Annotated in this window: 24 protein-coding genes; 10 read left to right on the top strand and 14 right to left on the bottom strand. The window is 59.1% G+C overall.

Annotated features, from left to right (window positions below):
• Nucleotides 1-47: 47 nt before the first annotated feature.
• Nucleotides 48-1,316 (bottom strand): 6-phosphofructokinase, encoded by a 1,269-nt coding sequence (locus tag M0G74_RS01515; protein WP_248213625.1) that lies wholly within the window; start codon nucleotides 1,314-1,316, stop codon nucleotides 48-50.
• 347 nt (nucleotides 1,317-1,663) lie between these two features.
• Here M0G74_RS01515 and mpl point away from each other — a divergent pair, with 347 nt between their 5' ends.
• From mpl to M0G74_RS01490, 5 genes are all read left to right on the top strand, one after another.
• Nucleotides 1,664-3,046 (top strand): UDP-N-acetylmuramate:L-alanyl-gamma-D-glutamyl-meso-diaminopimelate ligase, encoded by a 1,383-nt coding sequence (gene mpl / locus M0G74_RS01510; RefSeq protein WP_248213624.1) that lies wholly within the window; start codon nucleotides 1,664-1,666, stop codon nucleotides 3,044-3,046.
• A 67-nt stretch (nucleotides 3,047-3,113) separates the two neighbouring features.
• The gene (locus M0G74_RS01505) at nucleotides 3,114-3,734 is read left to right on the top strand and encodes a flavin prenyltransferase UbiX (protein ID WP_282449897.1); all 621 of its coding nucleotides are present in this window, start codon (nucleotides 3,114-3,116) and stop codon (nucleotides 3,732-3,734) included.
• Between the two features lie 60 nt (nucleotides 3,735-3,794).
• Nucleotides 3,795-4,076, top strand: coding sequence for a SelT/SelW/SelH family protein (locus M0G74_RS01500; RefSeq protein ID WP_248213623.1), 282 nt, complete (start codon nucleotides 3,795-3,797; stop codon nucleotides 4,074-4,076).
• 94 nt (nucleotides 4,077-4,170) lie between these two features.
• On the top strand, nucleotides 4,171-6,858 hold the full coding sequence (locus M0G74_RS01495; protein WP_248213622.1) for an MMPL family transporter: 2,688 nt from the start codon (nucleotides 4,171-4,173) through the stop codon (nucleotides 6,856-6,858).
• 157 nt (nucleotides 6,859-7,015) lie between these two features.
• Entirely contained in the window at nucleotides 7,016-7,618 is a 603-nt protein-coding gene (locus tag M0G74_RS01490; RefSeq protein WP_248213621.1) for a lipase, read from the top strand.
• Nucleotides 7,619-7,649: 31 nt separating this feature from the next.
• Here the strand turns inward: M0G74_RS01490 and yjgA are convergent, their stop codons facing one another.
• The 12 genes from yjgA to M0G74_RS01430 all read right to left on the bottom strand — a co-directional run bounded on the left by yjgA (nucleotide 7,650) and on the right by M0G74_RS01430 (nucleotide 17,256).
• Nucleotides 7,650-8,180, bottom strand: a complete 531-nt coding sequence (yjgA, locus tag M0G74_RS01485) for a ribosome biogenesis factor YjgA (protein WP_248213620.1) — start codon at nucleotides 8,178-8,180, stop codon at nucleotides 7,650-7,652.
• Nucleotides 8,181-8,232: 52 nt separating this feature from the next.
• Nucleotides 8,233-9,600: a magnesium transporter gene (gene mgtE / locus M0G74_RS01480; RefSeq protein ID WP_248213619.1), complete on the bottom strand. Its 1,368-nt coding sequence runs from the start codon at nucleotides 9,598-9,600 to the stop codon at nucleotides 8,233-8,235.
• Nucleotides 9,601-9,665: 65 nt separating this feature from the next.
• A complete protein-coding gene (locus M0G74_RS01475) occupies nucleotides 9,666-9,935 on the bottom strand; it encodes an HPr family phosphocarrier protein (protein WP_160152789.1) in 270 nt (89 codons plus the stop codon).
• A 16-nt stretch (nucleotides 9,936-9,951) separates the two neighbouring features.
• On the bottom strand, nucleotides 9,952-10,815 hold the full coding sequence (rapZ, locus tag M0G74_RS01470) for an RNase adapter RapZ (RefSeq protein WP_248213618.1): 864 nt from the start codon (nucleotides 10,813-10,815) through the stop codon (nucleotides 9,952-9,954).
• A gap of 108 nt (nucleotides 10,816-10,923) precedes the next feature.
• Entirely contained in the window at nucleotides 10,924-11,385 is a 462-nt protein-coding gene (ptsN, locus tag M0G74_RS01465) for a PTS IIA-like nitrogen regulatory protein PtsN (protein WP_160152791.1), read from the bottom strand.
• A gap of 74 nt (nucleotides 11,386-11,459) precedes the next feature.
• A complete protein-coding gene (gene raiA, locus M0G74_RS01460) occupies nucleotides 11,460-11,753 on the bottom strand; it encodes a ribosome-associated translation inhibitor RaiA (RefSeq protein WP_160152792.1) in 294 nt (97 codons plus the stop codon).
• A gap of 167 nt (nucleotides 11,754-11,920) precedes the next feature.
• Nucleotides 11,921-13,396, bottom strand: coding sequence for an RNA polymerase factor sigma-54 (locus M0G74_RS01455; RefSeq protein WP_248213617.1), 1,476 nt, complete (start codon nucleotides 13,394-13,396; stop codon nucleotides 11,921-11,923).
• Nucleotides 13,397-13,628: 232 nt separating this feature from the next.
• A complete protein-coding gene (gene lptB, locus M0G74_RS01450) occupies nucleotides 13,629-14,354 on the bottom strand; it encodes an LPS export ABC transporter ATP-binding protein (RefSeq protein ID WP_160152794.1) in 726 nt (241 codons plus the stop codon).
• A 79-nt stretch (nucleotides 14,355-14,433) separates the two neighbouring features.
• Nucleotides 14,434-14,991, bottom strand: a complete 558-nt coding sequence (gene lptA, locus M0G74_RS01445) for a lipopolysaccharide transport periplasmic protein LptA (protein WP_248213616.1) — start codon at nucleotides 14,989-14,991, stop codon at nucleotides 14,434-14,436.
• Entirely contained in the window at nucleotides 14,978-15,541 is a 564-nt protein-coding gene (lptC, locus tag M0G74_RS01440; protein ID WP_248213615.1) for an LPS export ABC transporter periplasmic protein LptC, read from the bottom strand. Before lptC ends, lptA begins: the two co-directional genes overlap by 14 nt.
• A gap of 92 nt (nucleotides 15,542-15,633) precedes the next feature.
• Entirely contained in the window at nucleotides 15,634-16,152 is a 519-nt protein-coding gene (locus tag M0G74_RS01435; RefSeq protein ID WP_348983687.1) for an HAD family hydrolase, read from the bottom strand.
• Between the two features lie 132 nt (nucleotides 16,153-16,284).
• Nucleotides 16,285-17,256, bottom strand: coding sequence for a KpsF/GutQ family sugar-phosphate isomerase (locus tag M0G74_RS01430; protein ID WP_248213613.1), 972 nt, complete (start codon nucleotides 17,254-17,256; stop codon nucleotides 16,285-16,287).
• A gap of 649 nt (nucleotides 17,257-17,905) precedes the next feature.
• On the opposite strand from M0G74_RS01430, the gene M0G74_RS01425 reads away from it, so the two are divergent.
• The 5 genes from M0G74_RS01425 to hisD all read left to right on the top strand — a co-directional run bounded on the left by M0G74_RS01425 (nucleotide 17,906) and on the right by hisD (nucleotide 22,471).
• Nucleotides 17,906-18,562: an ABC transporter substrate-binding protein gene (locus tag M0G74_RS01425; RefSeq protein ID WP_248213612.1), complete on the top strand. Its 657-nt coding sequence runs from the start codon at nucleotides 17,906-17,908 to the stop codon at nucleotides 18,560-18,562.
• Between the two features lie 167 nt (nucleotides 18,563-18,729).
• Entirely contained in the window at nucleotides 18,730-18,963 is a 234-nt protein-coding gene (locus tag M0G74_RS01420) for a BolA/IbaG family iron-sulfur metabolism protein (protein ID WP_160152799.1), read from the top strand.
• Between the two features lie 48 nt (nucleotides 18,964-19,011).
• Nucleotides 19,012-20,274, top strand: coding sequence for a UDP-N-acetylglucosamine 1-carboxyvinyltransferase (gene murA / locus M0G74_RS01415; RefSeq protein ID WP_160152800.1), 1,263 nt, complete (start codon nucleotides 19,012-19,014; stop codon nucleotides 20,272-20,274).
• Between the two features lie 113 nt (nucleotides 20,275-20,387).
• Entirely contained in the window at nucleotides 20,388-21,014 is a 627-nt protein-coding gene (gene hisG, locus M0G74_RS01410; RefSeq protein ID WP_201276940.1) for an ATP phosphoribosyltransferase, read from the top strand.
• Nucleotides 21,015-21,151: 137 nt separating this feature from the next.
• Nucleotides 21,152-22,471, top strand: coding sequence for a histidinol dehydrogenase (gene hisD / locus M0G74_RS01405; protein ID WP_248213611.1), 1,320 nt, complete (start codon nucleotides 21,152-21,154; stop codon nucleotides 22,469-22,471).
• Between the two features lie 57 nt (nucleotides 22,472-22,528).
• Here the strand turns inward: hisD and M0G74_RS01400 are convergent, their stop codons facing one another.
• Entirely contained in the window at nucleotides 22,529-23,686 is a 1,158-nt protein-coding gene (locus tag M0G74_RS01400) for a trypsin-like peptidase domain-containing protein (RefSeq protein WP_160152802.1), read from the bottom strand.
• Nucleotides 23,687-23,698 lie beyond the last annotated feature (12 nt).

Here is a 23,698-nt window from a genome sequence, read left to right as displayed (position 1 = left end):
CGCTTCGATTGAGGCGGGGCCTTTTTTAATTGGGAAGGGGGTGAGTCTTAGACGTCAAACCCTTCGGCCAACTTTTTCTCTACCAGTACTTTTTTCAGGCGCGCATACTGCGGGATACCGTGTTTGTAGGGCGGATAGTCCTCGCCTTGAATCAGTGGCTCCAGGTAGTCACGTCCCGCCTGGGTGATGCCGAAACCATCTTCGGAAATGAATTCCTTGGGCATGAATTTCTCGACATTGGCCACTTCGCTCAGCGGTGCTTCGCCGATGCTCCAGCTGTAGTCGGCGGGGCCGGTGCCGTTGCGCTCGATGGTGGGCATGATGGCGTTCTTGCCGGCCACTGCGGCTTCTACGGCCGCCTTGCCCACGGCGTAGGCCTGCTCCACGTCGGTGGCGGAGGCGATGTGACGGGCGGCGCGCTGCAGGTAGTCGGCCAGGGCCCAGTGGTATTTCATGCCCAGTTCGTCCTTGACCATCTTGGCCAGGGTGGGGGCGACACCGCCCAGCTGTTTGTGTCCAAAGGCATCGACGCTACCGGCGTCGGCCAGGAAGGTGCCATCTTGATATTGGGCGCCCTCGGAGGCGACGATCACGCAGTAACCCTGTTCGTCTACGGTCTCCTGGACTTTCTTCAGGAATTTCTCTTTATCGAAGGCCACTTCCGGCAACAGGATGATATGTGGCGCATCGCCTTGCTGTTCCTGGGCGAGGGCACCGGCGGCGGCAATCCAGCCTGCGTGGCGGCCCATCACTTCGAGAATGAACACCTTGGTCGAGGTGGCGCACATGGAGGCGACGTCCAGAGCAGCCTCCTTGGTGGAAACCGCGACGTATTTGGCTACGGAGCCGAAGCCCGGGCAGTTGTCGGTAAACGGCAGGTCGTTGTCCACGGTTTTGGGGATGTGGATGGCCTGGATGGGGTAGCCCATCTTTTCCGACAGCTGGGAAATCTTGAGGCAGGTATCGGCGGAGTCACCGCCGCCGTTATAGAAGAAGTAGCCGATGTCGTGGGCTTTGAACACTTCGATCAGGCGCTCGTACTCGGCGCGGTTCTGCTCCAGGCTTTTCAGTTTGTAGCGGCAGGAGCCGAAGGCGCCGGAGGGGGTGTGGCGCAGGGCGGCGATGGTCTCGTCGCTCTCCTGGCTGACATCGATCAGCTCCTCTCTGAGGGCGCCGACAATGCCGTTCTTGCCGGCGTAGACGGTGCCGATCTTGTCGCTATGCTGGCGGGCAGTCTCGATGACTCCGCAGGCGGAGGCGTTGATAACGGCGGTAACGCCGCCGGATTGTGCATAAAAAGCGTTCTTCTTCGACATGTCTATCCTATGGGGTCGCGGTTTCTCGTCGTAAACCACCTCTGGCGATGGTTGGTGGTGGGTGGCTCTTGGCGGCTGCCTCACGCGGCGCGAAGTCTAATGTATTCATATGGCAATTGCATGGAAATGCGGACATTCGACACTTACTGCTGGAAATGGCCGTGATAAGCTTGCGCGGCATTGGATTTAAGGCTTCTGGCAGTGTTGGCTGTTTTTGCCATATTAAGTAGCAAGAACCGCGCCGGGACCGTTTTTACCGCCAAAGATCTGAGGATCGGGTGGGAGAAATTGCGTGAACACTCGGTCTGAACGCAATTGGTATTTTTTGAGAGAGCATTCGCACTGATATGCATATTCATATTTTAGGTATCTGTGGCACTTTTATGGGCAGCCTGGCCCAGCTGGCCGTGGCGGAAGGCCACAAGGTCACCGGGTCCGATGCCAACGTATACCCGCCCATGAGTACCCAACTGGAGCGCGCCGGCATTGTGCTGACCGAGGGCTACGACCCCGCCCAGCTGGAGCCTGCGCCGGACCTGGTGATCATCGGCAACGCCCTCTCGCGCGGTAACCCCGCGGTAGAAGCCGTGCTGGAAAAGGGGCTGCCCTATACCTCCGGGGCCCAGTGGCTGTGCGACCACTTTCTCGGTGGCCGCTGGGTGTTGGCGGTTGCCGGTACCCATGGCAAGACCACGACCGCCAGCATGCTGGCCTGGGTGCTGGAATACGCCGGTATGGAACCCGGATTCCTGATCGGCGGTGTGCCGCAGAACTTCGACGTTTCCGCGCGCCTCGGCAACACGCCTTTCTTTGTGGTGGAGGCGGATGAGTACGACACGGCGTTTTTCGACAAGCGCTCCAAGTTTGTCCACTACCGCCCGCGCACCCTGATCATCAACAACCTGGAATTCGACCACGCGGACATCTTCGACGACCTGGCGGCGATCCAGAAACAGTTCCACCATCTGGTGCGCACCGTACCGGGTTCCGGCCTGGTGGTAGCGGCGCAGGAAGACGCGGTGACCCAGGTGCTGGATCAGGGCTGCTGGAGCCAGGTGCAGCGGCTCGATGTCGAGAGTGCCGATGGCGTGCGCCTGGGAGACTGGTGTGCCACCAATGTGGCCGCCGATGGCAGCAGTTTTGAGGTGCTGCTGGAAGGCAAAGCCGTCGCCAGTGTGCAGTGGCAGCAGACCGGGCTGCACAATGTGAAGAATGGCCTCGCCGCCATGGCGGCAGCCCGCCACGTGGGCGTGGCGCCAGAGACGGCGGCGGAAGCCCTCGCGGCGTTTGGCGGCGTCAAGCGCCGTATGGAATGCCTGGGAGATGTCCAGGGCATCCGTATTTATGACGATTTTGCCCACCACCCCACCGCCATCGAGACCACCCTCAACGGCTTGCGCGCCAAAGTGGGCAGTGAAAAAGTTATCGCGCTGATTGAACCGCGCTCCAACACCATGCGTATGGGACATCACCAGGGGCAACTGGCACGGGCCTGCAGCGGCGCCGACCTGGTGCTCTGGTATCAACCGGAAGGGATGAACTGGTCCCTGGATGAGGTGGTGCACCACTCCACCGTGCCGGCGAAGGTTCTCCACAGCATCGACGCTGCGGTAGAATCCGTGCTTGAATTATCTGCGCCTGGCAGTCACGTTATTGTGATGAGCAATGGTGGCTTCGGCGGTGTACACCAGCGACTGCTGAGTGCCCTGCAGAAGAAATACGCCGGGTAGCATCAAGCCTGGCATTATTAAAGAGCCCCGGTCGGGGTGATACGGAACTGCTTTGCCCGAATCAACTTTGCCCGAAATAACATTTTCCAAGACCGTCACCCTCGCCATCACCGGTGCCTCCGGCGCCCAGTACGGCCTGCGCCTGCTGCAGTGTCTGCTGGCGGCGCGGGTGCGGGTGTGGCTGCTGCTTTCCGATGCCGCGCGCATCGTGATCGACACCGAAACCGAGGTAACCCTGCCGGAAGACGAGGGGCAGACCGAGGCATTCCTGCGTGACCTGTATGCCGCGGAGGAGGGACAGCTGACGTTGTTCGGACGTCGCGACTGGTTCTCGCCGGTGGCCTCCGGCACCGGTGCCGCCAGCAGCCTGGTGATCTGCCCGGCCAGCGGTGGCACCCTGTCGGCCATTGCTTGCGGTGCCTCGAACAATCTGATTGAACGGGCGGCGGATGTTGCACTCAAAGAACGCCGCCAGTTGATCCTGGTGCCGCGCGAGGCGCCTTATTCCGAGATCCACCTGGAGAATATGCTCAAGCTCACCCGCATGGGCGCCGTGGTACTGCCGGCCAGCCCGGGCTTCTATCAGAAGCCGCAGACGGTGGAGGATCTGGTGGACTTTGTGGTGGCGCGGATCATGAGCCAGCTCGACGTGGAGCAGTCACTGTTACCCCCCTGGGGCGATGGCTGAGGTCACGGCTGAACGGGATATTTATCGGTTTACTGCCTGTTTATTACTGGGAGGGACTTGATGGCGAATCTGGACCGAAGCGTCACCATTCATTTCTGCGTCCAGTGCAACTGGATGCTGCGAGCCACCTGGATGGCGCAGGAACTGCTCTACACCTTTGCCGAGGACCTGGAGCAGGTCGCCTTGAAGCCGGGTACTGGCGGTATCTTCGAGATACGGGTCGGTGACCAGCTGATCTGGGAGCGCAAGCGCGACGGGGGTTTCCCGGGGCCGAAAGAGCTCAAACAAAAGGTGCGTGACATATTGTTCCCGGAGCGGGATCTGGGTCATGTGGACAAGTAGCCGGGTCTGAACACCGGCGAACAAGAAAGCACGAATCAACATTGTCAGTGCGTGTAGATCGCACTTTCATCATTTCACGATAAGCGAACTCATTATGCTGTTGGGCTTAAAGACCTGGTATGAAAAGCTGGTGCTCGGGCACCCGAAAACGGTACTCGCACTGGTTGCATTGCTGACCATTGCCGCCGCAGCGGGGCTGCCGCGCTTCAAACTGGATGCATCGGCGGATTCCCTGACCCTGGAAACGGACGACTCGCTGGATTTTTTCCGCGAGATTTCCGAGCGCTACAACTCCGGCGACTTCCTCGTGGTCACCTACCGCTATAAGAATGGCGACCTCTTCAGCGACGAATCCCTCGCGACCATGCGTCGCTTGCAGGACGAACTGGCCATGGTGGGTGGCGTCACCGGGGTGCAGTCGGTACTCAATGTGCCGCTGTTGTACAGCCCCAAGCTCTCCATTAGCGATGTGGCCGAGGGGATCCGTACCCTGTCAGCTCCCGGGGTCGACCGCGACCTGGTGCGCCAGGAATTTCTTGCAAGCCCCATTTACAAGGACCTGATTCTGAGCCCCGATGGCGAGACCACCGCCATGATGCTCAACCTCGAGCTGGATAAAGCGGGCCTGGACCTGGTGCGCGAGCGCGATGCCCTGCGTCGCCAGCGCAACGAACAGGGCCTGAATGCGGAAGAAACCCGGCGCCTGGAAGCCGTTTCCGCCGAGTATCTGAAGCACCGCACCGCGCAGGAAGACGCCGCGCGGGATCGGGTGCAAGAGGTGCGCCAGATCCTGAGCCACTACGATGACAACGCGGAGCTGTTCCTAGGTGGTCTCACCATGATCACCTCTGACATGATCGCGTTTATCCAGAGCGACCTGATGGTGTTCGGCGCGGGCATTCTGGTCTTTATCGTGGTCACCCTGCTACTGATCTTCCGTCAGGCCCGCTGGGTGTTGCTGCCGCTGGTGACCTGTGTGACCACGGCGGTGATGATGCTGGGCCTGCTGAGCTGGCTCGACTGGCGTCTCACGGTGATCTCCGCCAACTTCGTCGCGCTGCTGCTGATCATCACCCTGGCGATTACCATTCACCTGGCGGTGCGTTACCGCGAGTATTTCGCCGAGCACCCCGAGTGGGATCGTTTCCAGCTGGCCTCGGCGACCGTGACCTTTATGGCCAAGCCGTGCCTGTACACCGGTTTGACCACCATGGTGGCGTTTATCTCACTGGTGGTCAGCGGTATCCGTCCGGTGATCGATTTTGGCTGGATGATGACCATGGGGGTCATCCTGGCGCTGCTTCTGTCTTTCCTGATTATTCCCGCCAGCCTGATGCTGCTCAGAAAGCGCGACGCCGGGCAGGGGGAAGATAACTCCCACGCCTTTACCCAGATCTTTTCCCGATTCGCGGAAAACCACAAAGGTGTGGTGCTGGGCGTGGCGGTGGTGGCGGCCATTATCAGCGCCGTGGGCATCACCCGCCTGAAAGTGGAAAACCGCTTTATCGACTACTTCGACGATTCCACCGAGATCTATCAGGGGATGCTGGTGATCGACCAGCGCCTGGGCGGCACCATTAACCTGGATGTGGTGCTGAACAAGCCGGAGCAGTCCGCGCCCGCTTTTGATGGGGAGGGTGAAGGCGAAGAAGATCCGTTTGGTGCTGAATTTGGCGGTGAAGAGATTGTCGGTGAAGAATACGGCAGTGAAGGAGCTGGCGACGGCGAAGAAATTGCCGAGAGCGCAGAAGAGGATGCTTTTGCTGCGGAAGACCCCTTCGCCGCGGAAGATCCTTTCGCGGCCGATGATCCTTTCGCCGGCGGTAGTGACAGTCAGTCGCCGGACGCCTACTGGTTTACTGTTGCCGGTTTGAACCAGATAGAAAAGCTGCACGACTTCCTTGAGGCGCAGCCGGAAATTGGCAAGGTGCAGTCCCTGGCGACCCTGTACAAGGTGGCCCAGGACCTGAACGATGGCGGGTTGAATGACTTCGAGCTGGCGATTGCCCGCCAGAGTCTGCCGGAGGAAATCAACCAGGTACTGGTACACCCCTACTGGTCGCCGGAGAACCAGCAGGCCCGGATTACCATGCGGGTGAAGGAGACGGACCCCAACCTGCGCCGGGATGAGCTGATCCAGCGTATTTACGCCTTTGCCGAGAGTGACTTGGGTATTGCCTCAGCGGATGTTCGCCAGACCGGTATGCTGGTGCTCTACAACAATATGCTGCAGAGCCTGTTCAAGTCCCAGATCCTTACTCTGGGTGCGGTATTTGCCGGCATTCTGCTGATGTTCCTGGTGCTCTTCCGCTCCCTGTGGCTGGCGGTAATCGCGCTGGTGCCGAATATGCTGGCGGCCTGTGTGGTACTGGGTGGTATGGGCTTGGCGAATATCCCGCTGGATATGATGACCATCACCATTGCGGCGATTACCGTGGGTATCGGTGTGGATCATGCCATCCACTACCTGTACCGCTTCCGCGAGGAATTTGCCAAAGATGGTGACTATGTGGCGACCATGCATCGCAGTCACGCCACCATCGGCCGGGCCATGTTCTACACCGCCATCACCATTATCGCGGGCTTCTCGATCCTGGCGCTGTCCAAGTTCGTGCCGTCGATCTATTTCGGGTTGCTGACGGCGCTGGCGATGACGGCAGCCCTGTTGGGCTCCCTGACCCTGCTGCCGCTGCTGCTGGTGCTGATCAAGCCGCTGCCTAAACCTGCCGAGGATACTCTGCCGGGAAAGCCGGTCGCGGCGGTGGAGGCCTGTCCTAGCTGATAGGTTGGCGCTGATACATTGGCAGCTTGCCAGTGATCGCCATCTCGGGCCCGCGGATTCTATCCCCGGGCCCGATTTGTTTTCCGCTTACGGCTGCGGCCTTCTAACCTTACTGGGCAGCTCTGTATAAATTTCCCGCTAACAAGGTGATGCAAAAATGCCAAAAAGCCGCGTTGCCATACTGATTCCCGGTATCTTCGACCGGGGAAAATCCATGCGCAGAATGGAAGGGGCCCTGGATCGGGCCGGTTTTGTCGCACACAGTATCAACCTGAAAACCAACAGTGGCTGGTACGGGATGGAGCCCATGGCCCAGCAATTGGGCGAGCTGGTGGAAGAGGTGACTGAAAAGGGGGATACCTGCGCGCTGGTAGGCTTCAGCATGGGCGGGATAGTCGCGCGCTACTACTTGCAAAGGCTCGGGGGTGCGGAAAAAGTACACAAGTTTATTGCCCTTTCCAGTCCCCACTTCGGTAGCTTGTGGGCGCATTTGCTGCCCTACAAGGGCGGCCGGCAGTTGCGTATCGGCAGCGAATTCCTCAGCGGCCTGAACCGGGATGCGGCGATGTTGGAGAGCGCCGCACCCGTATCCATCTGGACGCCCTACGATACCACCATCGTGCCCCACACCAGCTCCCGGTTGCCGCTGGGCAAGACCTATCAGGTACCGGTCAGCCTGCATCGCTGGGTACCCCAGAACCCTGCGGTTATCGATATTGTGTCCGCGGAACTGGCGGACGTCCTCAAAGCGAGCGACTAGCCGGCGGCAGCAACTAGCTCTGCTGCATGAACTAGCTCTGCTGCATAAAAAAATCCCGCAGATAGCGAAACAGTTTGCGCTGGTTGCTGGGAGGCTTGTTGTTGGCGATTTCCTTGTTGGACTCCCGGATCAGCGCGCGCAGCTGCTGGTGGTCGGCGCCGGGAAAACTATCGAAAAACGCACTCTGGGCTTCTTTGCCCTGTTCCAGTAGGCGCTGGCGCCATTCTTCTGCCATGCGGTCGAAACGCAGGTGCAGGTGATCCTGTTCCTTGTGTTTGTTCAGCACTGCCTCAATGGCTTCCACATCGGCCTTGCGCATCAGCTTGCCGATGTATTGCAGCTGTCGACGCTTGGCCTCGCGGGATTTGATCCGGTGCATGGTGGCGATGGCCTCGGCCAGGTCGGCATCAATGGGGACTTCCGCCAGCTTGTTGGCATTGAGCTCGGTCAGCTGCTTGCCCAGGTCCTGCAGCTGGTGCATTTCCTGTTTGACCTGGGTTTTGCTTTTGTAATTCTCGTCTTCAAACTCATCAAAAGCGTCGAAATCGTCGGAGTTGTGCATTGTGTATCTCTGAAACGGGATTTGGAAAAACGGGTCCTGAGTGCGGTCGGCGTCAGGCAAAAAACCAGGTGGCGAGACCGAGGAAAGACATAAAGCCCACCACATCGGTCACCGTGGTCAGGGCGACGCCGCCGGCCAGCGCCGGGTCTATGCGCATCGCCCGCAGGGCAACCGGCAATATGGCGCCGGCGAGAGCAGCGGTGATCAGGTTGATCAGCATAGCGGCAATGATAATCAGTGCAATGCGGTGATCCCCAAACCAGAGCGCAGCAATGGCGCCCATGACCGTGGACCAGAGCAGGGCGTTGAGGGCGCCGGAGCCCAGCTCCCGGGACAGTAGCCAGCTCAGGTTACTGCGCCCAATCTGTCCGAGGGCCATACCGCGGATCACTACGGTCAGGGTCTGGCTGCCGGCCACGCCGCCCATGCTGGCCACAATTGGCATCAGCACCGCCAGTGCCACCACTTTGTCGATGGTGTCCTGGAACAGGTTGATGACCCAGGAGGCGAGCAGCGCGGTCAGCAGGTTGATGCCGAGCCACACGGCGCGCCGCGGTGCGGTGCGCAGGACGGGGGCAAAGGTATCTTCTTCCTCGTCGAGGCCGGCGAGGCTCATCAACGAGTGGTCGGCGTCCTCGCGGATCACGTCCACCACATCATCGATGGTAATACGCCCCAGCAGGCGGTTGTGCTCATCCACCACCGGTGCGGTGATCCAGTCGTATTTTGCAAACAGCTGCGCGACCTCGTGGTCCGGCATATCCGCGGGAATCGGGTCGGCATCGGTGAGCATGACTTCGCGCACCGTCACCGATGGATCGGTGGTCAGCAGTTTGGTTAGCGGCAGCAGGCCGATGAACCTGTCCTGGCGGTTGACCACGAACAGGTTATCCGTCGACTCCGGCAGTTGCGCGTGGCGGCGCAGGTAGCGCAAGACCGCGTCGAGCGTCAGGTTAGGGCGCACGGATACGGTGTCCGTGTCCATTAGACCGCCGGCGGTTTCCTCGTCGTAGGCGAGTACACTTTCTACCCGCTGGCGGTCGCTCTCGCTCATGGCCGAGAGCACTTCTGCCATTACCCGGTCCGGCAGCTGCTGCAGTATGTCGGCAACATCGTCCGCATCCAGCCCTTCCATCACGGCCACCATTTCTTCGGTGTCCATGGTGGCGAGGATCTGGCTCTGTACCTCGTCGGTCAACTCCTGCAGTACTTCGCCTTCCACCTCGCGGTCGATCAGTTTCCACAGGACCTGGCGAATGCGGGGCGGCGAGCTCTCCAATAGCTGGGCGATGCTCTGGGGTGACAGGGAATGCAGCATCCGCTGCACTTCGCGCCCGGTGCCGCTGTCCAGTGCCGCAAACAGCTCGCCGAGCTGATTCTGGGCGCTGAACTTGATGTCGGCAGTGACGGGATTGGGCACAGAGATTCCTGCTGTCTGGCTGGCGTTAAAGTGCGGGCATTATAGCGGGCAGCGGTCGGGAGCGGTTATTCACCTTCCCCGAAGCGGTCATTGATCAGTGCGCAAATCGCCTCGTGCGCGGCATCCTCATCGCGACCGCACACTTCCAGTTCCAGTTCTATACCTTTGCCTGCGGCCAGCAACATCAGCGCCATCACACTTTTGCCATCCACCGCTTTGCCCTGGCAATGCACTTTTACTTCGGAAGAAAAGCGTGCGCTGGTCTGGGCAAACTTGCTGGCGGCACGGGCGTGCAGGCCCAGTTTGTTGATGATGGTGATTCGGCTTTTCTGCATGGGACTGTTCTGTTTGTCAGGCGTGTTTCTGCTGTTCGCGGTGGCGTATCTGGATGTTTTTGAATGTGCTGGCAAAGTGTTTGGCCAGCTGCTCCACCATGTACACGGAACGGTGGCGGCCACCGGTACAGCCGATAGAGACCGAGGTATAGCTGCGGTTACTCTGTTGGTAGGACGGCAGCCAGCGTTCGAGGAAGGCGGTGATGTCCCGCTGCATATCTTCAGTTTCCTGGTGTGAGCGCAGGAATTCTGCCACTTCCGGATCCATGCCGGTCTTGTTGCGCAGTTCGGCGACCCAGTAGGGATTGGGCAGACAGCGCAGGTCGAAGACCAGGTCCGCATCCACCGGTACCCCGTGCTTGAAGCCAAAGGACTGGAAGAGTATTGCCATACCCGGGGAGTCTTTGCCCACTACGCGGGATTTCACCTGGTCGCGCAGCTGGTGCAGGCTGAGGCTGCTGGTGTCGATCACCAGGTCGGCCATGGCCGACAGCGGCGCGAGCAGTTCTTTCTCGTGGTTCAGGGCTTCCAGCAGGTGGGTACGGCTGTCGCTGAGGGGGTGCTTGCGGCGGGTTTCACTGAAGCGCTGTACCAGTATCGGTGAGCGGGCGTCCAGGTAGATGACATCGCAATCGATGCCGCTTTCCCGCAGGTCTTCAATCACCTTGGGTGCCTGGCGCACATCGTGCCACAGGTTGCGGGCGTCGATACCGAGTGCCAGCTGGGTGTTTTCCTGGGGCTGTTCCGACACCCTGCGAACCAGCTCAGGGAGCAGACTGGCGGGGAGGTTGTCGATACAGTTGAAACCGACATCCTCCAGCAACTGCAGGGCGGAACTCTTTCCAGAGCCTGAGCGGCCGCTGATGATTACCAGTCGCATAGTACAAGCGCTCCTTGCTTTTGAATTCACTGCATGAGGCCGCGCGATGCGGCTGCCGGGGCAACGATGGTCGAATGCCAGGACCTTAGTCCGGGTCGAGTGGCGTTATTATGCCGCGGCAGCGCTGTTGATGGCCAGCGCGTAGAGGTCGTCGCTGGTGGTGGCCTCACGCAGTTTTTCGCGCACACGGCTATCGCTGAACAGGGCGGCGATCTCGGCCAGGGTGTCCAGGTGTTCCTGGTCGGAGTCTTCCGGTACCAGCAGTGCAAACAGCAGGTCTACGGGCTGGCGGTCGATAGCATCGAAGTCGACTGCTGGCGATGTGGTGCAGAGGACGCCAATCGGGCGCTCGCAGCCGGGCAGGCGACAGTGGGGAATGGCCACGCCTTCACCGATGCCGGTGGAGCCCAGGCGCTCCCGGGCAACCAACTGGTTGAAGACGGTGTCGGAATCCAGATCGGGGTATTCTTCTGAGATCGCCTGGGCGATATTGAGCAGCAGCTTTTTTTTGCTGCTCCCCGCCAGGTGGCAAAGGCTTAGGCGGGGAGAGAGTAATGCTTCCAGTGTCATAACTTACTAATGATCTGGCGCAACCTGCCGGGCGTGAGCCCGCAAGTTGCCAGTTGTCTAACGGCTAGTGAAAACTACCGGTGACTGCGTAACTTTTCTTTGTGTTTCAGCAGCTGTCGGTCGAGTTTGTCGGACAGCGAGTCGATCGCTGCGTACATGTCCTCAGATTCCGAATCCGCAAAAATATCCTTGTTGCCGTTCACGTGAACCCGCGCCTCGGCTTTCTGGATAAGTTTGTCGACGGACAGAGTGACCTGGGCGTTGGTGATCAGGTCATTGTGGCGGGAGAGCTTGTCCAGTTTGGTCAGGCAGTAATCGCGAATGGCCGGAGTAACATCTACATGGTGGCCACTGATATTGATCTGCATGGAAATCTCCTCAAAGGGTACAACACATCCGGTGGCACCCCCGCACAGGGCGGCAACCCTACTAGGAAGTGCGCCAGAATGGAAGGATACACTCAATGTCTGGCCATTGGTTGTCCAGAAACTGACCGGGAGAGGGGTGTGGCGCCACCAGTTAGTGACTGGTCTGGTTAGACCAGTCGCTTTCGCTCGCTAGAGGAGGGTATTCCCATGGACTCGCGGTATTTGGCCACGGTGCGGCGGGCCACCTTGATGCCCTGGGCATCCAGCTCCTGGGTGATCTTGTTGTCCGACAGTGGCTTGCGTGGCTGCTCCGCATCCACCAGCTTGCGAATCAGAGCGCGAATGGCGGTGGAGGAGGCGTCCTCACCGGAGTCGGTGCTCACATGGCTGGAGAAGAAGTATTTGAGCTCGAATACACCGCGCGGCGTAAGCATGTATTTTTGCGTGGTGACCCGGGAAATGGTGGATTCGTGCATGCCGATGGTTTCGGCGATATTTGCCAGTACCATGGGTTTCATGGCTTCCGGGCCCTGCTCGAAAAACCCCCGCTGTTTATCCACGATACAGCTGGCGACCTTCAGCAGGGTTTCATGGCGGCTCTGCAGGCTTTTCAGGAACCAGCGTGCCTCCTGCAGATTGTCCCGCAGGTAGTTATTTTCATTGGAGTTGTCCGCGCGCTTGATCAGCGCCGCGTATGTGTCGTTGATGCGCAGTTTGGGGGTGGTTTCCGGGTTCAGTTCCACCACCCAGCGCTGTTCCCGGCGGCTGACGATCACATCCGGCACCACGTATTGCGGCTCTTCGCCGCCGAAGGCTTCACCCGGGTAAGGCGTGAGTGTCTGGATCAGGCGCATCACCTCGCCCAGCTGTATCTCGCTGAGGCGGGTGCGGCGGCTGAGCTGGCGGAAGTCCCGCTTGCCCAGTAAGTCCAGGTGTTGGCCGACAATCGCCTGCGCTTGGGCCAGCCAGGGTGTCTGCTCGGGGAGCTGGCGCAGTTGCAGTAGCAGGCTCTCGCGCAGATCCCGGGCACCGCATCCGACCGGTTCCAGGTGCTGGATGGTTTTCAGTACTGCCAGAACTTCATCGGTTTCTACGTTCAGCGCTGCGGCCAGTTCATCCAGATCGGCATCCAGAAATCCGTTAGGGGCAATGGCGTCGATCAGGGCTTCGCCGATCAACTTGTCGCCTTCGGTCAGTGGGGTGAGGTTCAGTTGCCACAGCAGGTGATCCTGCAGGCTCTCCGAGACCGCATTGCGCTGCTCCAGCGCATACTCTTCCGCCTCGCCGCCACTGTAGCTGCTGTTGGTGTAGATATCGTCCCAGCGGGTGTCGACGGGCAGGTCGTCGGGAATTTCCCCGTTCCAGTCGCCGTCCACGCCGGCTTCGGCCTGCGCTTCGCGGACGCTGTCGGCGTTGGCAGCTTCGCGCTCCTGGCGCTCGGAGGTGGCGGGGGTGTTCTGTTCCTGGGGGGCTTCGCCAGTGTGTTCTTCGAAGTCGGATTCCAGCAGCGGATTGCTATCCAGGGCGGACTGGATTTCCTGTTGCAGGTCCAGCGTCGACAGTTGCAGCAAGCGAATAGCCTGTTGCAACTGTGGCGTCATGGTCAGCTGAGTGCCGAGTTTTAACTGGAGTGACTGCTTCATAGGGAGTTTGCCGGCAGAAAAATCTGGCGTTGGGCCGCTGCGACAAATTTGATGCTTGAAGCGGCGGCGGAAAGCTCATTTCCTGCAGACTACCCCGGGGCAAAACGGAACTCAAGAGGCACGTTAAGCAATAAGTGTGCCGAAAAATTTCGTCCCTTTGGTCACTCTTTACAAAATTGTGATGGGCATCAGCCGAAGAGTGAGAAAAGCTGATGAATACACGTGATGGTGCTCAGATGGTGAATTCGTGTCCCAGATAGACGTCTTTCACCTGCTTGTTTTCGGCCACGTCTTTGGGGTTGCCTGAGGCGATGATATGGCCCTCACTGACGATGTAGGCGGTTTCACAGATATCCAGGGTCTCGCGCACATTGTGGTCGGTGATGAGCACGCCGATTCCGCGATCCCGCAGGTGACGGATGATCTGTTTGATGTCATTGACGGAGATGGGGTCCACCCCGGCAAATGGTTCATCCAGCAGCACGAAGGCGGGGTTGGTGGCCAGGGCTCGGGCAATCTCAACCCGGCGGCGCTCACCGCCGGATAGCGCCATGCCGAGGCTCTCGCGGATGTGCGTGATATGGAACTCTTCGAGCAGGGATTCCAGGTGCTCTTTGCGCTGGCTGCGATTGAGGTCCTTGCGTGTTTCCAGGATGGCGAGAATGTTGTCCTGCACCGACAGGCGGCGGAATACGGAGGCTTCCTGGGGCAGGTAGCCAATACCTTTGCGGGCGCGGCCGTGCATGGACAGCCCGGTGATGTCTTCACTGTCGATCATCACCTGGCCGTCGTCTGCCTGCACCAGCCCGGCGATCATATAGAAACAGGTGGTTTTGCCGGCGCCATTGGGCCCCAGAAGGCCAACTACCTGGCCACTGGACACGCTCACGGAGACATCCTGGACGACTTTGCGTTTTTTGTACTGCTTGGCGAGATGTAACGCTTTGAGCGTCGGCATAGTGAATTCCGGTATCTGGGCGGATGCAACCGCCTCGTCTTGCTGATGTTTGCTGTCGCGGGGCTTGCTGGTTGTGGCGTTACTGGCTGTTGTCCGAAGTTTTACCTTCCGGTTTCCAGATCATTTCCACCCGTTTCTTCTCCGACTGGCCCTGGGCCTTCATCTGTTCGCTGTTGAGGTCGTAGTCGATGCGTTCGGCAGACAGGGTGTTGCCGTCGCGATCCACGAAGGCTTCGCCGGTGAGCTGCAGTGCATCGCTCCCAACCAGGAATTCGATCCGCTGGGCGCGGGCTTTTACCGGGGTGGTGCTTTCTTCTACTTGCTGCTGGAAGTGCGCCGGCTTGCCGGTGGCTACCACCTTGTTGATCTCCCCCTGGGCGTTACCGTGGACTTCCACACGGTCGGCGCGTATTTGTAGCGACCCCTGGGAGATGACCACATTGCCACTGTATACGGAGAGGTTTTTGCTGCGATTGGCTTCCAGGTTGTCAGCCGAGACCTTGACCGGTTGCTCGCGATCATTCGGCAGCGCCTGGGCATTGGCGGCGAGCAATAACACGGACGACAGTGCGGCTGTACACAGGCCGCGAAAGGCGCTGTGAAGCGGCAAAGTACGGGACAAATCAACGGGTTTCATAGCTGCTTTCCACATCAGACAGAATTTCTACCGTGTCTTGTTTGAGATCGGCACGCAGGCCTTTGCCGGTAGTGCGATTGGGGCCGTCGGTAATGGTAACAACTTTGTCCGTCTCGGCGAATTCTTCTCGCGGCTTTATCACGATCTTGGGGGTGCGCAGGGTGATGCCGGGCTGTGGCAGCTCTTTGATGGAAACGTCACCTTGGAGCACCACTTTCTGCCCGTTGTCAAAGGCGATACCAGCGCGGGACTCGGTACGCCATTTGGAATTTTCCCCTTGATAAAACATCATCCTGGGCTCCGTAAGATCCGCTCTGTCCCGGCGCGCAAACTGGAAAAAGGTGATGCGCTCCGCGTCTACTTCGTAAGCCAGAGTCCCCTCGACATTGAAGTGGCGGGTGCGGGCGTCGCGGATGATCAGGTCGGCCGCTTTGTTGTGGTCCTGCTGCGTCGGCCGTTTGCCGAGCAGCTGCTTGGGCGGGCTCTCTGCAAACCAAAGCCCCAGGGAAACAAGTGCGACCACTATGACCAGTGGTAACCAGGTGCGCATGAGCTATCGCTTTCCTTTCAATATTCTGCTGGCGGGTCTGACAGTTGCCCGCTGTTTTTGATGTCGATGCCTTTCGCTTCCGCCGGCCGGGTTCAATTGGCCAGGTAGGGTGCCAGGGCGGCGTCGAAAGTGCCCTGTGCCTGCATGATGCGGTCACAGACTTCCCTTACGGCGCCCGCACCACCGCTGCGCTGGGTGACAAACAGGGCCCTGTCCAGTACTGGCTGCGCGGCGTTGGGGACGGCGATGGGGCAGCCGACCCGCGTCATCAGTTGCAGGTCAGGGTAGTCGTCGCCTACGTAAGCGATCTGTTCCAGGTCGAAAGCCTCGTTGGCAAACAGCTCCTGAAAGGCGCTGAACTTGTCTTCGCGCCCTTGAATCAGCCGGGTAATTCCCAGGTCGTGAGCGCGCTTTTCCACCAGAGAACTGCGGCGCCCGGTAATGATGGCGACGGCGACACCAGATTGCTGCAGCATCTTAATACCGTGGCCATCCAGGGTGTGGAAGGTTTTCAGTTCGTTGCCGTGGTTGTCGAAATACAGGCGGCCATCGGTGAGTACGCCATCCACATCGAGAATCAGGTGGCGTACCCGGGAAAGCTTGTGGTGAATTTCTTCCTCGGTCGCGTACTGTGCAGCGGTTTGCTGTGTTTCGTTTTGCTGGTTCAAGGTTAAGCCTTTTGTCGCTCTATCAATCTGCCGGTCGTGTGCCCTTTATTTAGGCTGCGATGACAGGGCTGCGGGTCAGATAACGCCGGCGCGCAGTATATCGTGCATATGCAGCAGCCCAATCGGGTGGTGCTCAGGGTCTTCGACCACCAGCGCGGTAATCTTGTTGTCTTCCATAATGCGCAGGGCTTCCGCGGCCAGGGTCTGGGCGCTGACCGTCTTCGGGCGGCGGCTCATGACCTGTTCCATGGTGGCGCTATTCAATTCAAATTTCTGGTCGATTACCCGGCGCAGGTCGCCATCGGTGAATACGCCCAGCAGCTGGCCCTTGCCGTCCACCACGGTGGTCATACCAAAACCTTTGCTGGTCATTTCCAGCAGGGCCTGGGATAGGTGCGTTTCCGGTGCCACCTGGGGCAATTCATCGCCGGCGTGCATCACATCTTCGACCTTGAGCAGTAATTGCCGGCCGAGGGCGCCGCCCGGGTGTGAAAAGGCGAAATCCTCGGCGGTGAAGCCGCGGGCTTCCAAGAGTGCAACCGCCAGGGCATCCCCCATAACCAGGGTAACGGTGGTGGAGGATGTCGGCGCCAGGTTCAGCGGGCAGGCCTCTGTCTCTACTGCGATATCGAGGTTGACGTCTGCAGACTGGGCGAGCGGTGAGTCCGGCTTGCCGGTCATGCTGATCATGGGGATTCCCAGGCGCTTCAACAGCGGCAGCAAAGTGAGCACTTCTGCCGATGTACCTGAATTCGATATGGCGACGACCAGATCCTGTCGGGTAATCATTCCCAGGTCGCCGTGACTGGCCTCACCAGGGTGCACGAAGAAACTGGGGGTGCCGGTACTGGCGAGGGTGGCGGCAATTTTACGGCCGATGTGCCCGGATTTGCCCATGCCGGAGACGATCACACGCCCGCGACAGGCGAGCATTAGCTCGCAGGCCCTGTGGAAGTCCTCGCCGATACGTGCTTCCAGCGCTGCCACGGCGGCAGTTTCCATGGCTATGGTGCGGCGTCCAGCCTGAATGATCCGATCTTTTCCCATTACATCTCTCGCGTGGATTCTGCTGGGTGGTAGTTGCGGGCGGCTACCTGTGTCATCCCGTTCAGTGTAGAGAAGCCCTATTTCATGTGGCTGCCCTGCGGGTGTTGCCCAACGCTATATTGTGGTTTCCCTTTCCCGGGGCGCGGTCCCTTGTGAGGCGATCTGACGTGCTAACCTTTCACTAATAGCGGGCAGTATTTAGCCGGCAGTGTTCGCTGATGCCAGTTCGCCGCAGCGGCGGTCGGTCCATTTGGGCGGCTGCTGCGCAAGCGTTTTACGTCTATATATGTGTAGGCGCCCAGATTGCTAAACCCTGGTTGTTCAATGACGGACAGGGTTTCGGTCTATTGGTTCACTGAGCTGGGAGTTTGTCGCTGCCTCCCGGCGTTGTCGGGCGCCCGGTAGTCTCTTGCTTCCCCGATGATGCAGTCGTGCCGGGGCGCACTCGGTGGCAGTGGGAAAGTGACCCAGTGCCGCTTGTTAGATGCGGCGCAATGGTATAGTTTGCCGCCGCTATTGTCAGCTGCGGAGTCGGGCTGAGTGGACATTACGCCTCTCCATCGCCGCCAGCGTGATTTTTTGGCGTCGCCATGACACTTTTTGGTGTTGTGTGCATCCAAAGGGACGAATTGCCAATGGGAGATATTCTGTGAGTGCACTCACTATGACCATCCAAAATAGAATGGCGCGCAAGGCCAAAGTGCTGTTTTCCGCCATTCTGCTGTGCTGCTTGGCACCTTTTGCTGCCGCAGCTGAAAATCCATATACAACGATTGAGCGTGTCTCAGGCGAATTGCTCGGCGTCATTCGCGCAGAGGGGCAGCATGTCAACTCCAGCCCGCAGCGCTATTACGCGGCCATCGACCGAGTGCTTGCCCCGGTGGTGGACTTTGATTTCATCGCTCGCGGTGTCATGGGCAGCTATGCCAAGCAGGCAACGCCTGCGCAAAGAGCGAAGTTTTCCAGCACTTTCCGCCGTGACCTTGTTGCCACTTTTGCCCGTGGTGTGGCGACCTTTGGCACTATGGATGTAAAGGTTGTAAACCCGGGTACTGCGCCCAGCAGTAATCGTGTGAATGTGCTGCAGGAAGTCCGCAGCCAGGAAGGGTTGACCAAGGTCTCTTACACCCTGGTGCGCAATCGCAGTGGTCAGTGGAAGCTGATCAACGTCATCCTTAACGGGGTCAATCTCGGTAAGACGTTCCGCGGGCAGTTCTCCCAGGCGATGCAGGCCAATGGCGGTGACATCGATAAAGTGATTGCCAACTGGTCGGCGGCGGACAACGCCGCCGACGACGCGCGCTAAGCGCCCGTGTAAGTGCTCATGTAAGTACCCGCGATTGATGCGACACCGCAGGCCCGCGTGTCGCATCCGGTGTCTTGGCCGCGGCTGCCGTAGCGGCTCGGGCTGCGCGGGATGCCGTATTCCAGTACACTTGCGCGCTGTTTTAACTCCGATTCTAAGTCCCACCTATGCAACCAGATCAAATCAAGTCCCTGATTGAAGGGCAAATTCCCGATAGCCAGGTTGAGGTCGCCTTTGAAGGCAGTCACCTGCAGCTGACCGTGATCAGCGAAGCTTTCGCTGGCCTCAGTCGCTTGAAAAAGCAGCAGTTGGTCTATGGCGCACTGGCCGACAAGATTGCCGATGGCTCACTGCACGCCGTGCAGATGAAAACCCTGACACCAGAAGAGGCCGGTCAGTGATTCCTGTTTCATCGGGAGTTGCTGCTTCGCAAAGGGAACGCAGTTCGAATGGATAAGCTGATTATCGAAGGGGGAAGCCCCGTTTCCGGAACCCTGAAAATCTCCGGAGCCAAGAACTCGGCACTGCCAATCCTGGCGGCTGCACTGCTGGCAGACGGTCCAGTGCAGATTCAGAACCTGCCGCACCTCAACGATATCACCACCATGATCACTCTGTTGCGGTGCATGGGAGCCGATATCACCATCGACGAAAAGCTGGGCGTTGAGATAGACCCCCGGTCGGTGAATGAATTGACCGCCCCCTATGAGCTGGTGAAAACCATGCGCGCATCGATTCTGGTGCTGGGGCCGCTATTGGCTCGCCACGGGGTGGCCAATGTGTCCTTCCCCGGAGGCTGCGCCATCGGCAGTCGCCCGGTGGATATCCACCTCAAGGGCCTGGAGGCCATGGGGGCGGAGATCACCATCGATGAGGGCTTTATTCGCGCGCGCAGCAATGGTCGCCTCAAGGGTGCCAATATCGTGATGGAAAAGGTGACCGTAGGCGGCACTGAAAACCTGCTGATGGCTGCGGCGCTCGCCGATGGCACTTCCGTGCTGCACAACGCTGCGCGTGAACCGGAGATTGTGGACCTGGCCGATTTCCTGATCGCCATGGGCGCCCAGATCGAGGGTGCGGGCACCGACACCATCCGCGTGCACGGCGTGCCGCGCCTGTCTCCCTGTACCTACCCGGTGATGCCGGACCGTATTGAAACCGGCACCTTTCTGGCCGCGGCGGCTGCAGCCCGGGGCAAGGTCCGTTTGACCCATACCCGCGCGGATATCCTGGATGCGGTACTGGTGAAGTTCGAAGAGGCTGGTGCCCATATCGGGATAGGTCCCGACTGGATTGAGCTGGACATGAAGGGCAATCGCCCTAAAGCGGTGAGCTTCCGCACGGCCCCTTATCCGGCATTTCCGACGGATATGCAATCCCAGTTCATGGCGGTCAACGCGGTGGCCGAGGGCAAAAGTGCGGTGGTGGAAACGATATTCGAGAACCGCCTGATTCAGGCCCATGAGCTGAATCGCATGGGTGCGAATATTGTGCTCGAAGGGAATACCGCCATCGTCACCGGTGTGGAAAAGTTGAAAGGGGCGCCAGTGATGGCATCTGACCTGCGCGCCTCTGCTGGTCTGGTAATTGCGGGTATGGTGGCAGAGGGCACGACTATCGTGGATCGGATCTACCATATCGACCGTGGTTACGAGTGCATTGAGGAGAAGTTGCAGCAGCTGGGTGCGAATATTCGCCGTGTTCCCGGCTGATGGCCGCCGCTTTATAATCAGCGAATCCAAGGGGTGCCAGGTCCGGGGGATGAAGGGGCTGGCACTGCTTCCCTGCCCGCTGTAGGTGGGCCTTTCAGATAAATATAATCGCTATGCAGATCACTATTGCCCTGACCAAGGGGCGTATTCTCAAGGAAACGCTGCCGCTGCTGGCTGCTGCCGGTCTCGAGCCGCTGGAAGATATTACCCAGAGCCGCAAGCTTATTTTTGCAACCAATCAGGAAAATGTGCGCTTGCTGATCCTGCGTGGTTCGGACGTGCCCACCTACGTACAGCATGGGGCCGCCGATATGGGGGTGGCTGGCAAAGATAACCTGCTGGAGCATGATGACAGCAATATTTACGAGCCCCTGGATCTGAACATTGCCCGCTGTCAGCTGATGACTGCCGGTATTAAGGGGGCAGCCCTGCCTAGCGGCCGTATCAAGGTGGCCACAAAATTTGTGCAGTCGGCCAAACGCTATTACGCCGCTCAGGGGCGCCAGGCAGATATCATCAAGTTGTACGGCGCAATGGAGCTGGCACCGCTGATGGATCTCGCGGACGAGATCGTGGATATCGTGGATACCGGCAATACCCTCAAGGCAAACGGCCTCGAAGCTCGTGAGAAAATTGCCGATATCAGCAGCCGCCTGATCGTGAACAAGGCCTCCATGAAAATGAAATACGGCCCGATCAATGCGCTGATTGAGCAGCTGGCTCAGGCCGTAAAGGCGTAATCGCGTAAAGGTGTAAAGGCGGCGTAAAGGCGTAAGTCTTAAAGGTATAAAGCCGCGCTAGTCACGACTACAGGGCAGCTGCGACGAATGCCCCGGCTTCGTTGCAATTCGAACGACTACATTTCGAAATAAGTGTTATGAGTGATTTTTCCATCCGCCGGCTGGACGCCGGCAGCCCGGAGTTTTCCGAGAGCCTCGATCGTCTGCTGGCTTGGGAGTCGGTGGCGGATCATCAGGTCGAAACCGTGGTGGCAGAAATTCTGGCGCAGGTGAAGGCGCGGGGTGATGCGGCACTGGTCGAGTACACCAATCGCTTTGATCGTCGAAACCTGCAAGGGGCGGCGGAATTTTGCCTGCAGCAGTCAGACCTGCTGTCTGCGCTGGAGCGGATTCCTGCGGAAAAGCGGACGGCGCTGGAAATCGCGGCGAAGCGTGTGCGTGCGTATCACGAACATCAGCTGCAGTCGTCTTGGCAGTACCAGGAGGACGATGGCACCATCCTAGGACAGCAGATTACCCCGATGGAGCGTGTGGGTATCTACGTGCCTGGGGGGAAAGCCAGCTATCCGTCGTCCGTGCTGATGAATGCGATCCCGGCGAAAGTGGCCGGAGTGGATGAGGTTTTGATGGTGGTGCCGGCCCCGGATGGCCAGCTCAATGACCTGGTGCTGGCCGCCGCGGCTATTGCCGGTGTGGATCGGGTGTATACCGTTGGCGGCGCCCAGGCAGTCGCGGCTTTGGCGTATGGCACTGAGTCTATCGCCAGGGTCGACAAGATTGTCGGACCGGGAAATATTTTCGTTGCTTCGGCCAAGCGTGCGGTGTTTGGCCAGGTCGCCATTGACATGATTGCCGGGCCTTCCGAGATCCTGGTGATTTGCGATGGGAAAACCGATCCTGACTGGATTGCCATGGATCTGTTGTCCCAGGCGGAGCACGATGAGCAGGCGCAGTCGATCCTGTTGTGCCCGGATGCCGCTTTCCTGGATGCCGTAGAGGTGTCTCTGCAGAAACTGCTGCAGCAATTGCCCCGCAATGAAATTGCCAATCGCTCCATCGCCGACCGCGGAGCATTAGTCCTGGTCAGTGATATCGCCCAGGCCATAGAAATCGGCAACCGAATAGCCCCCGAGCACTTGGAAGTGTCGGTGGATGACCCGGAGCAATATCTACCCCAGATTCGTCATGCAGGTGCAATTTTCCTGGGACGTTACACCGCAGAAGCCCTCGGGGATTATTGTGCGGGCCCCAATCACGTGTTGCCCACGAGCGGCACCGCGCGCTTTTCGTCGCCTCTGGGTGTTTACGATTTCCAGAAGCGCAGCTCCATTATCTACTGTTCGCCGCAAGGGGCAGATACCCTCGGACGCGTTGCATCAACCCTGGCCAAAGGCGAAGGACTGGATGCGCACGCCCGGTCTGCGGAGTATCGGTTGGCTGAGGAAATACAAAGCTGATCAGGCTGATCAGTTAGGGGCGCCAGCGCACGCTTTGCGCCCTAGAGTCTTGGATTGTTAGCTGCGGCTGCGGGATTGAGGCCGCTCGGATACCGTCGCTTGCGTGGTGCGTATCTCACCGTTGCGCACATAGATGATGCTTACCACTTCTCCCGGTCTGAGCGTGGCCATCGCTGCAATACCATGCTTGCCGTCATTGATCGGGTCATCATTGATGTGGGTGATCACATCCCCTGGTTTCAAGCCGGCCTGATCGGCAGGCCCCTGATTGTAGATGGCGGTGATGATGACACCGTTGGTCGAGGCCAGGTTGAAGGAGCGGGCTAGCTGCGGAGACAGCGTCTGTGCCTCAATACCCAGCCAGCCGGGAACCACTCTTCCAAATTCGATGATGTCCTGCATGATTTTGAGGGCGATATTGGCGGGAATCGCAAAGCTGATACCGCCGACCGAGCCACTCTGGTTCAGGATTGAAGTATTTATCCCCAGTAATTTACCGCGCGCATCGACCAAGGCACCGCCAGAGTTACCTGGGTTAACGGCGGCATCGGTTTGCAGGAAGTTCAACAGATAGCTGCCGGTCCCCGTATTACTGAGGTCGCGGCCGGTAGCGCTGATGATTCCCTGGGTGACTGTTTGCCCGACACCGAAGGGGTTGCCGATCGCTAGTACTACATCCCCCACCTGTGTCTTGTCTGGTTCCCCAACAGCGATAGCGGTCAGATTGTCGAGGTCGATTTTCAGGACCGCGAGGTCGAAGTCTGAATCGGAGCCCACGATCCTGGCCTGGGCCTCGCGACCGTCCGACAGCACTATGGCAATTTCTTCCGCAGCGGCGATCACGTGGTAGTTAGTCAGTACATAGCCTTCTTCATTGACGATAACCCCGGATCCCAGATTGGCCGCCATGCGCTCCTGCTGAAGCTGGTTCATTTTGTCAAACCAGTGGCGGTACAGGGGGTGATTGGCCAGCGGGTGATTGGCGTATGGGGAACGCTGCTGGGAAACTTTTTTGCGAGTGAAAATGTTGACGACGGCAGGGCCCGCCAGATTGACAGCACTGGCGTAGGAGATCGGCCCCTGGGCGTCACCGGCTGCAGGAGCGGATTGATCCTGAGTGCGCAGGTGCGGGAAGGCGAGTAACAGTGCTGCGGCTACCAGCAGGCCAATGGCGGCCGGGATGGCCCAGTCTTGTAGAAATCGTTGTGGTGACACCGACAGCTCCTT

This window comes from Microbulbifer sp. CAU 1566 (genome assembly GCF_023156515.1).
Classification (GTDB): domain Bacteria; phylum Pseudomonadota; class Gammaproteobacteria; order Pseudomonadales; family Cellvibrionaceae; genus Microbulbifer.
The sequence above is the reverse complement of the archived record's forward strand: the minus strand, read 5'-3'. Positions and strand labels throughout refer to the sequence as shown.

Excerpts from the sequence above, each read along its gene's own strand:
- M0G74_RS01515 (WP_248213625.1), bottom strand. The coding sequence starts at position 1,316 with ATGTCGAAGAAGAACGCTTTTTATGCACAATCCGGCGGCGTTACCGCC.
- mpl (WP_248213624.1), top strand. The coding sequence starts at position 1,664 with ATGCATATTCATATTTTAGGTATCTGTGGCACTTTTATGGGCAGCCTG.
- M0G74_RS01500 (WP_248213623.1), top strand. The coding sequence starts at position 3,795 with ATGGCGAATCTGGACCGAAGCGTCACCATTCATTTCTGCGTCCAGTGC.
- M0G74_RS01495 (WP_248213622.1), top strand. The coding sequence starts at position 4,171 with ATGCTGTTGGGCTTAAAGACCTGGTATGAAAAGCTGGTGCTCGGGCAC.
- M0G74_RS01490 (WP_248213621.1), top strand. The coding sequence starts at position 7,016 with ATGCCAAAAAGCCGCGTTGCCATACTGATTCCCGGTATCTTCGACCGG.
- yjgA (WP_248213620.1), bottom strand. The coding sequence starts at position 8,180 with ATGCACAACTCCGACGATTTCGACGCTTTTGATGAGTTTGAAGACGAG.
- M0G74_RS01475 (WP_160152789.1), bottom strand. The coding sequence starts at position 9,935 with ATGCAGAAAAGCCGAATCACCATCATCAACAAACTGGGCCTGCACGCC.
- rapZ (WP_248213618.1), bottom strand. The coding sequence starts at position 10,815 with ATGCGACTGGTAATCATCAGCGGCCGCTCAGGCTCTGGAAAGAGTTCC.
- ptsN (WP_160152791.1), bottom strand. The coding sequence starts at position 11,385 with ATGACACTGGAAGCATTACTCTCTCCCCGCCTAAGCCTTTGCCACCTG.
- raiA (WP_160152792.1), bottom strand. The coding sequence starts at position 11,753 with ATGCAGATCAATATCAGTGGCCACCATGTAGATGTTACTCCGGCCATT.
- M0G74_RS01455 (WP_248213617.1), bottom strand. The coding sequence starts at position 13,396 with ATGAAGCAGTCACTCCAGTTAAAACTCGGCACTCAGCTGACCATGACG.
- lptB (WP_160152794.1), bottom strand. The coding sequence starts at position 14,354 with ATGCCGACGCTCAAAGCGTTACATCTCGCCAAGCAGTACAAAAAACGC.
- lptA (WP_248213616.1), bottom strand. The coding sequence starts at position 14,991 with ATGAAACCCGTTGATTTGTCCCGTACTTTGCCGCTTCACAGCGCCTTT.
- lptC (WP_248213615.1), bottom strand. The coding sequence starts at position 15,541 with ATGCGCACCTGGTTACCACTGGTCATAGTGGTCGCACTTGTTTCCCTG.
- M0G74_RS01430 (WP_248213613.1), bottom strand. The coding sequence starts at position 17,256 with ATGGGAAAAGATCGGATCATTCAGGCTGGACGCCGCACCATAGCCATG.
- M0G74_RS01420 (WP_160152799.1), top strand. The coding sequence starts at position 18,730 with ATGCAACCAGATCAAATCAAGTCCCTGATTGAAGGGCAAATTCCCGAT.
- murA (WP_160152800.1), top strand. The coding sequence starts at position 19,012 with ATGGATAAGCTGATTATCGAAGGGGGAAGCCCCGTTTCCGGAACCCTG.
- hisG (WP_201276940.1), top strand. The coding sequence starts at position 20,388 with ATGCAGATCACTATTGCCCTGACCAAGGGGCGTATTCTCAAGGAAACG.
- hisD (WP_248213611.1), top strand. The coding sequence starts at position 21,152 with ATGAGTGATTTTTCCATCCGCCGGCTGGACGCCGGCAGCCCGGAGTTT.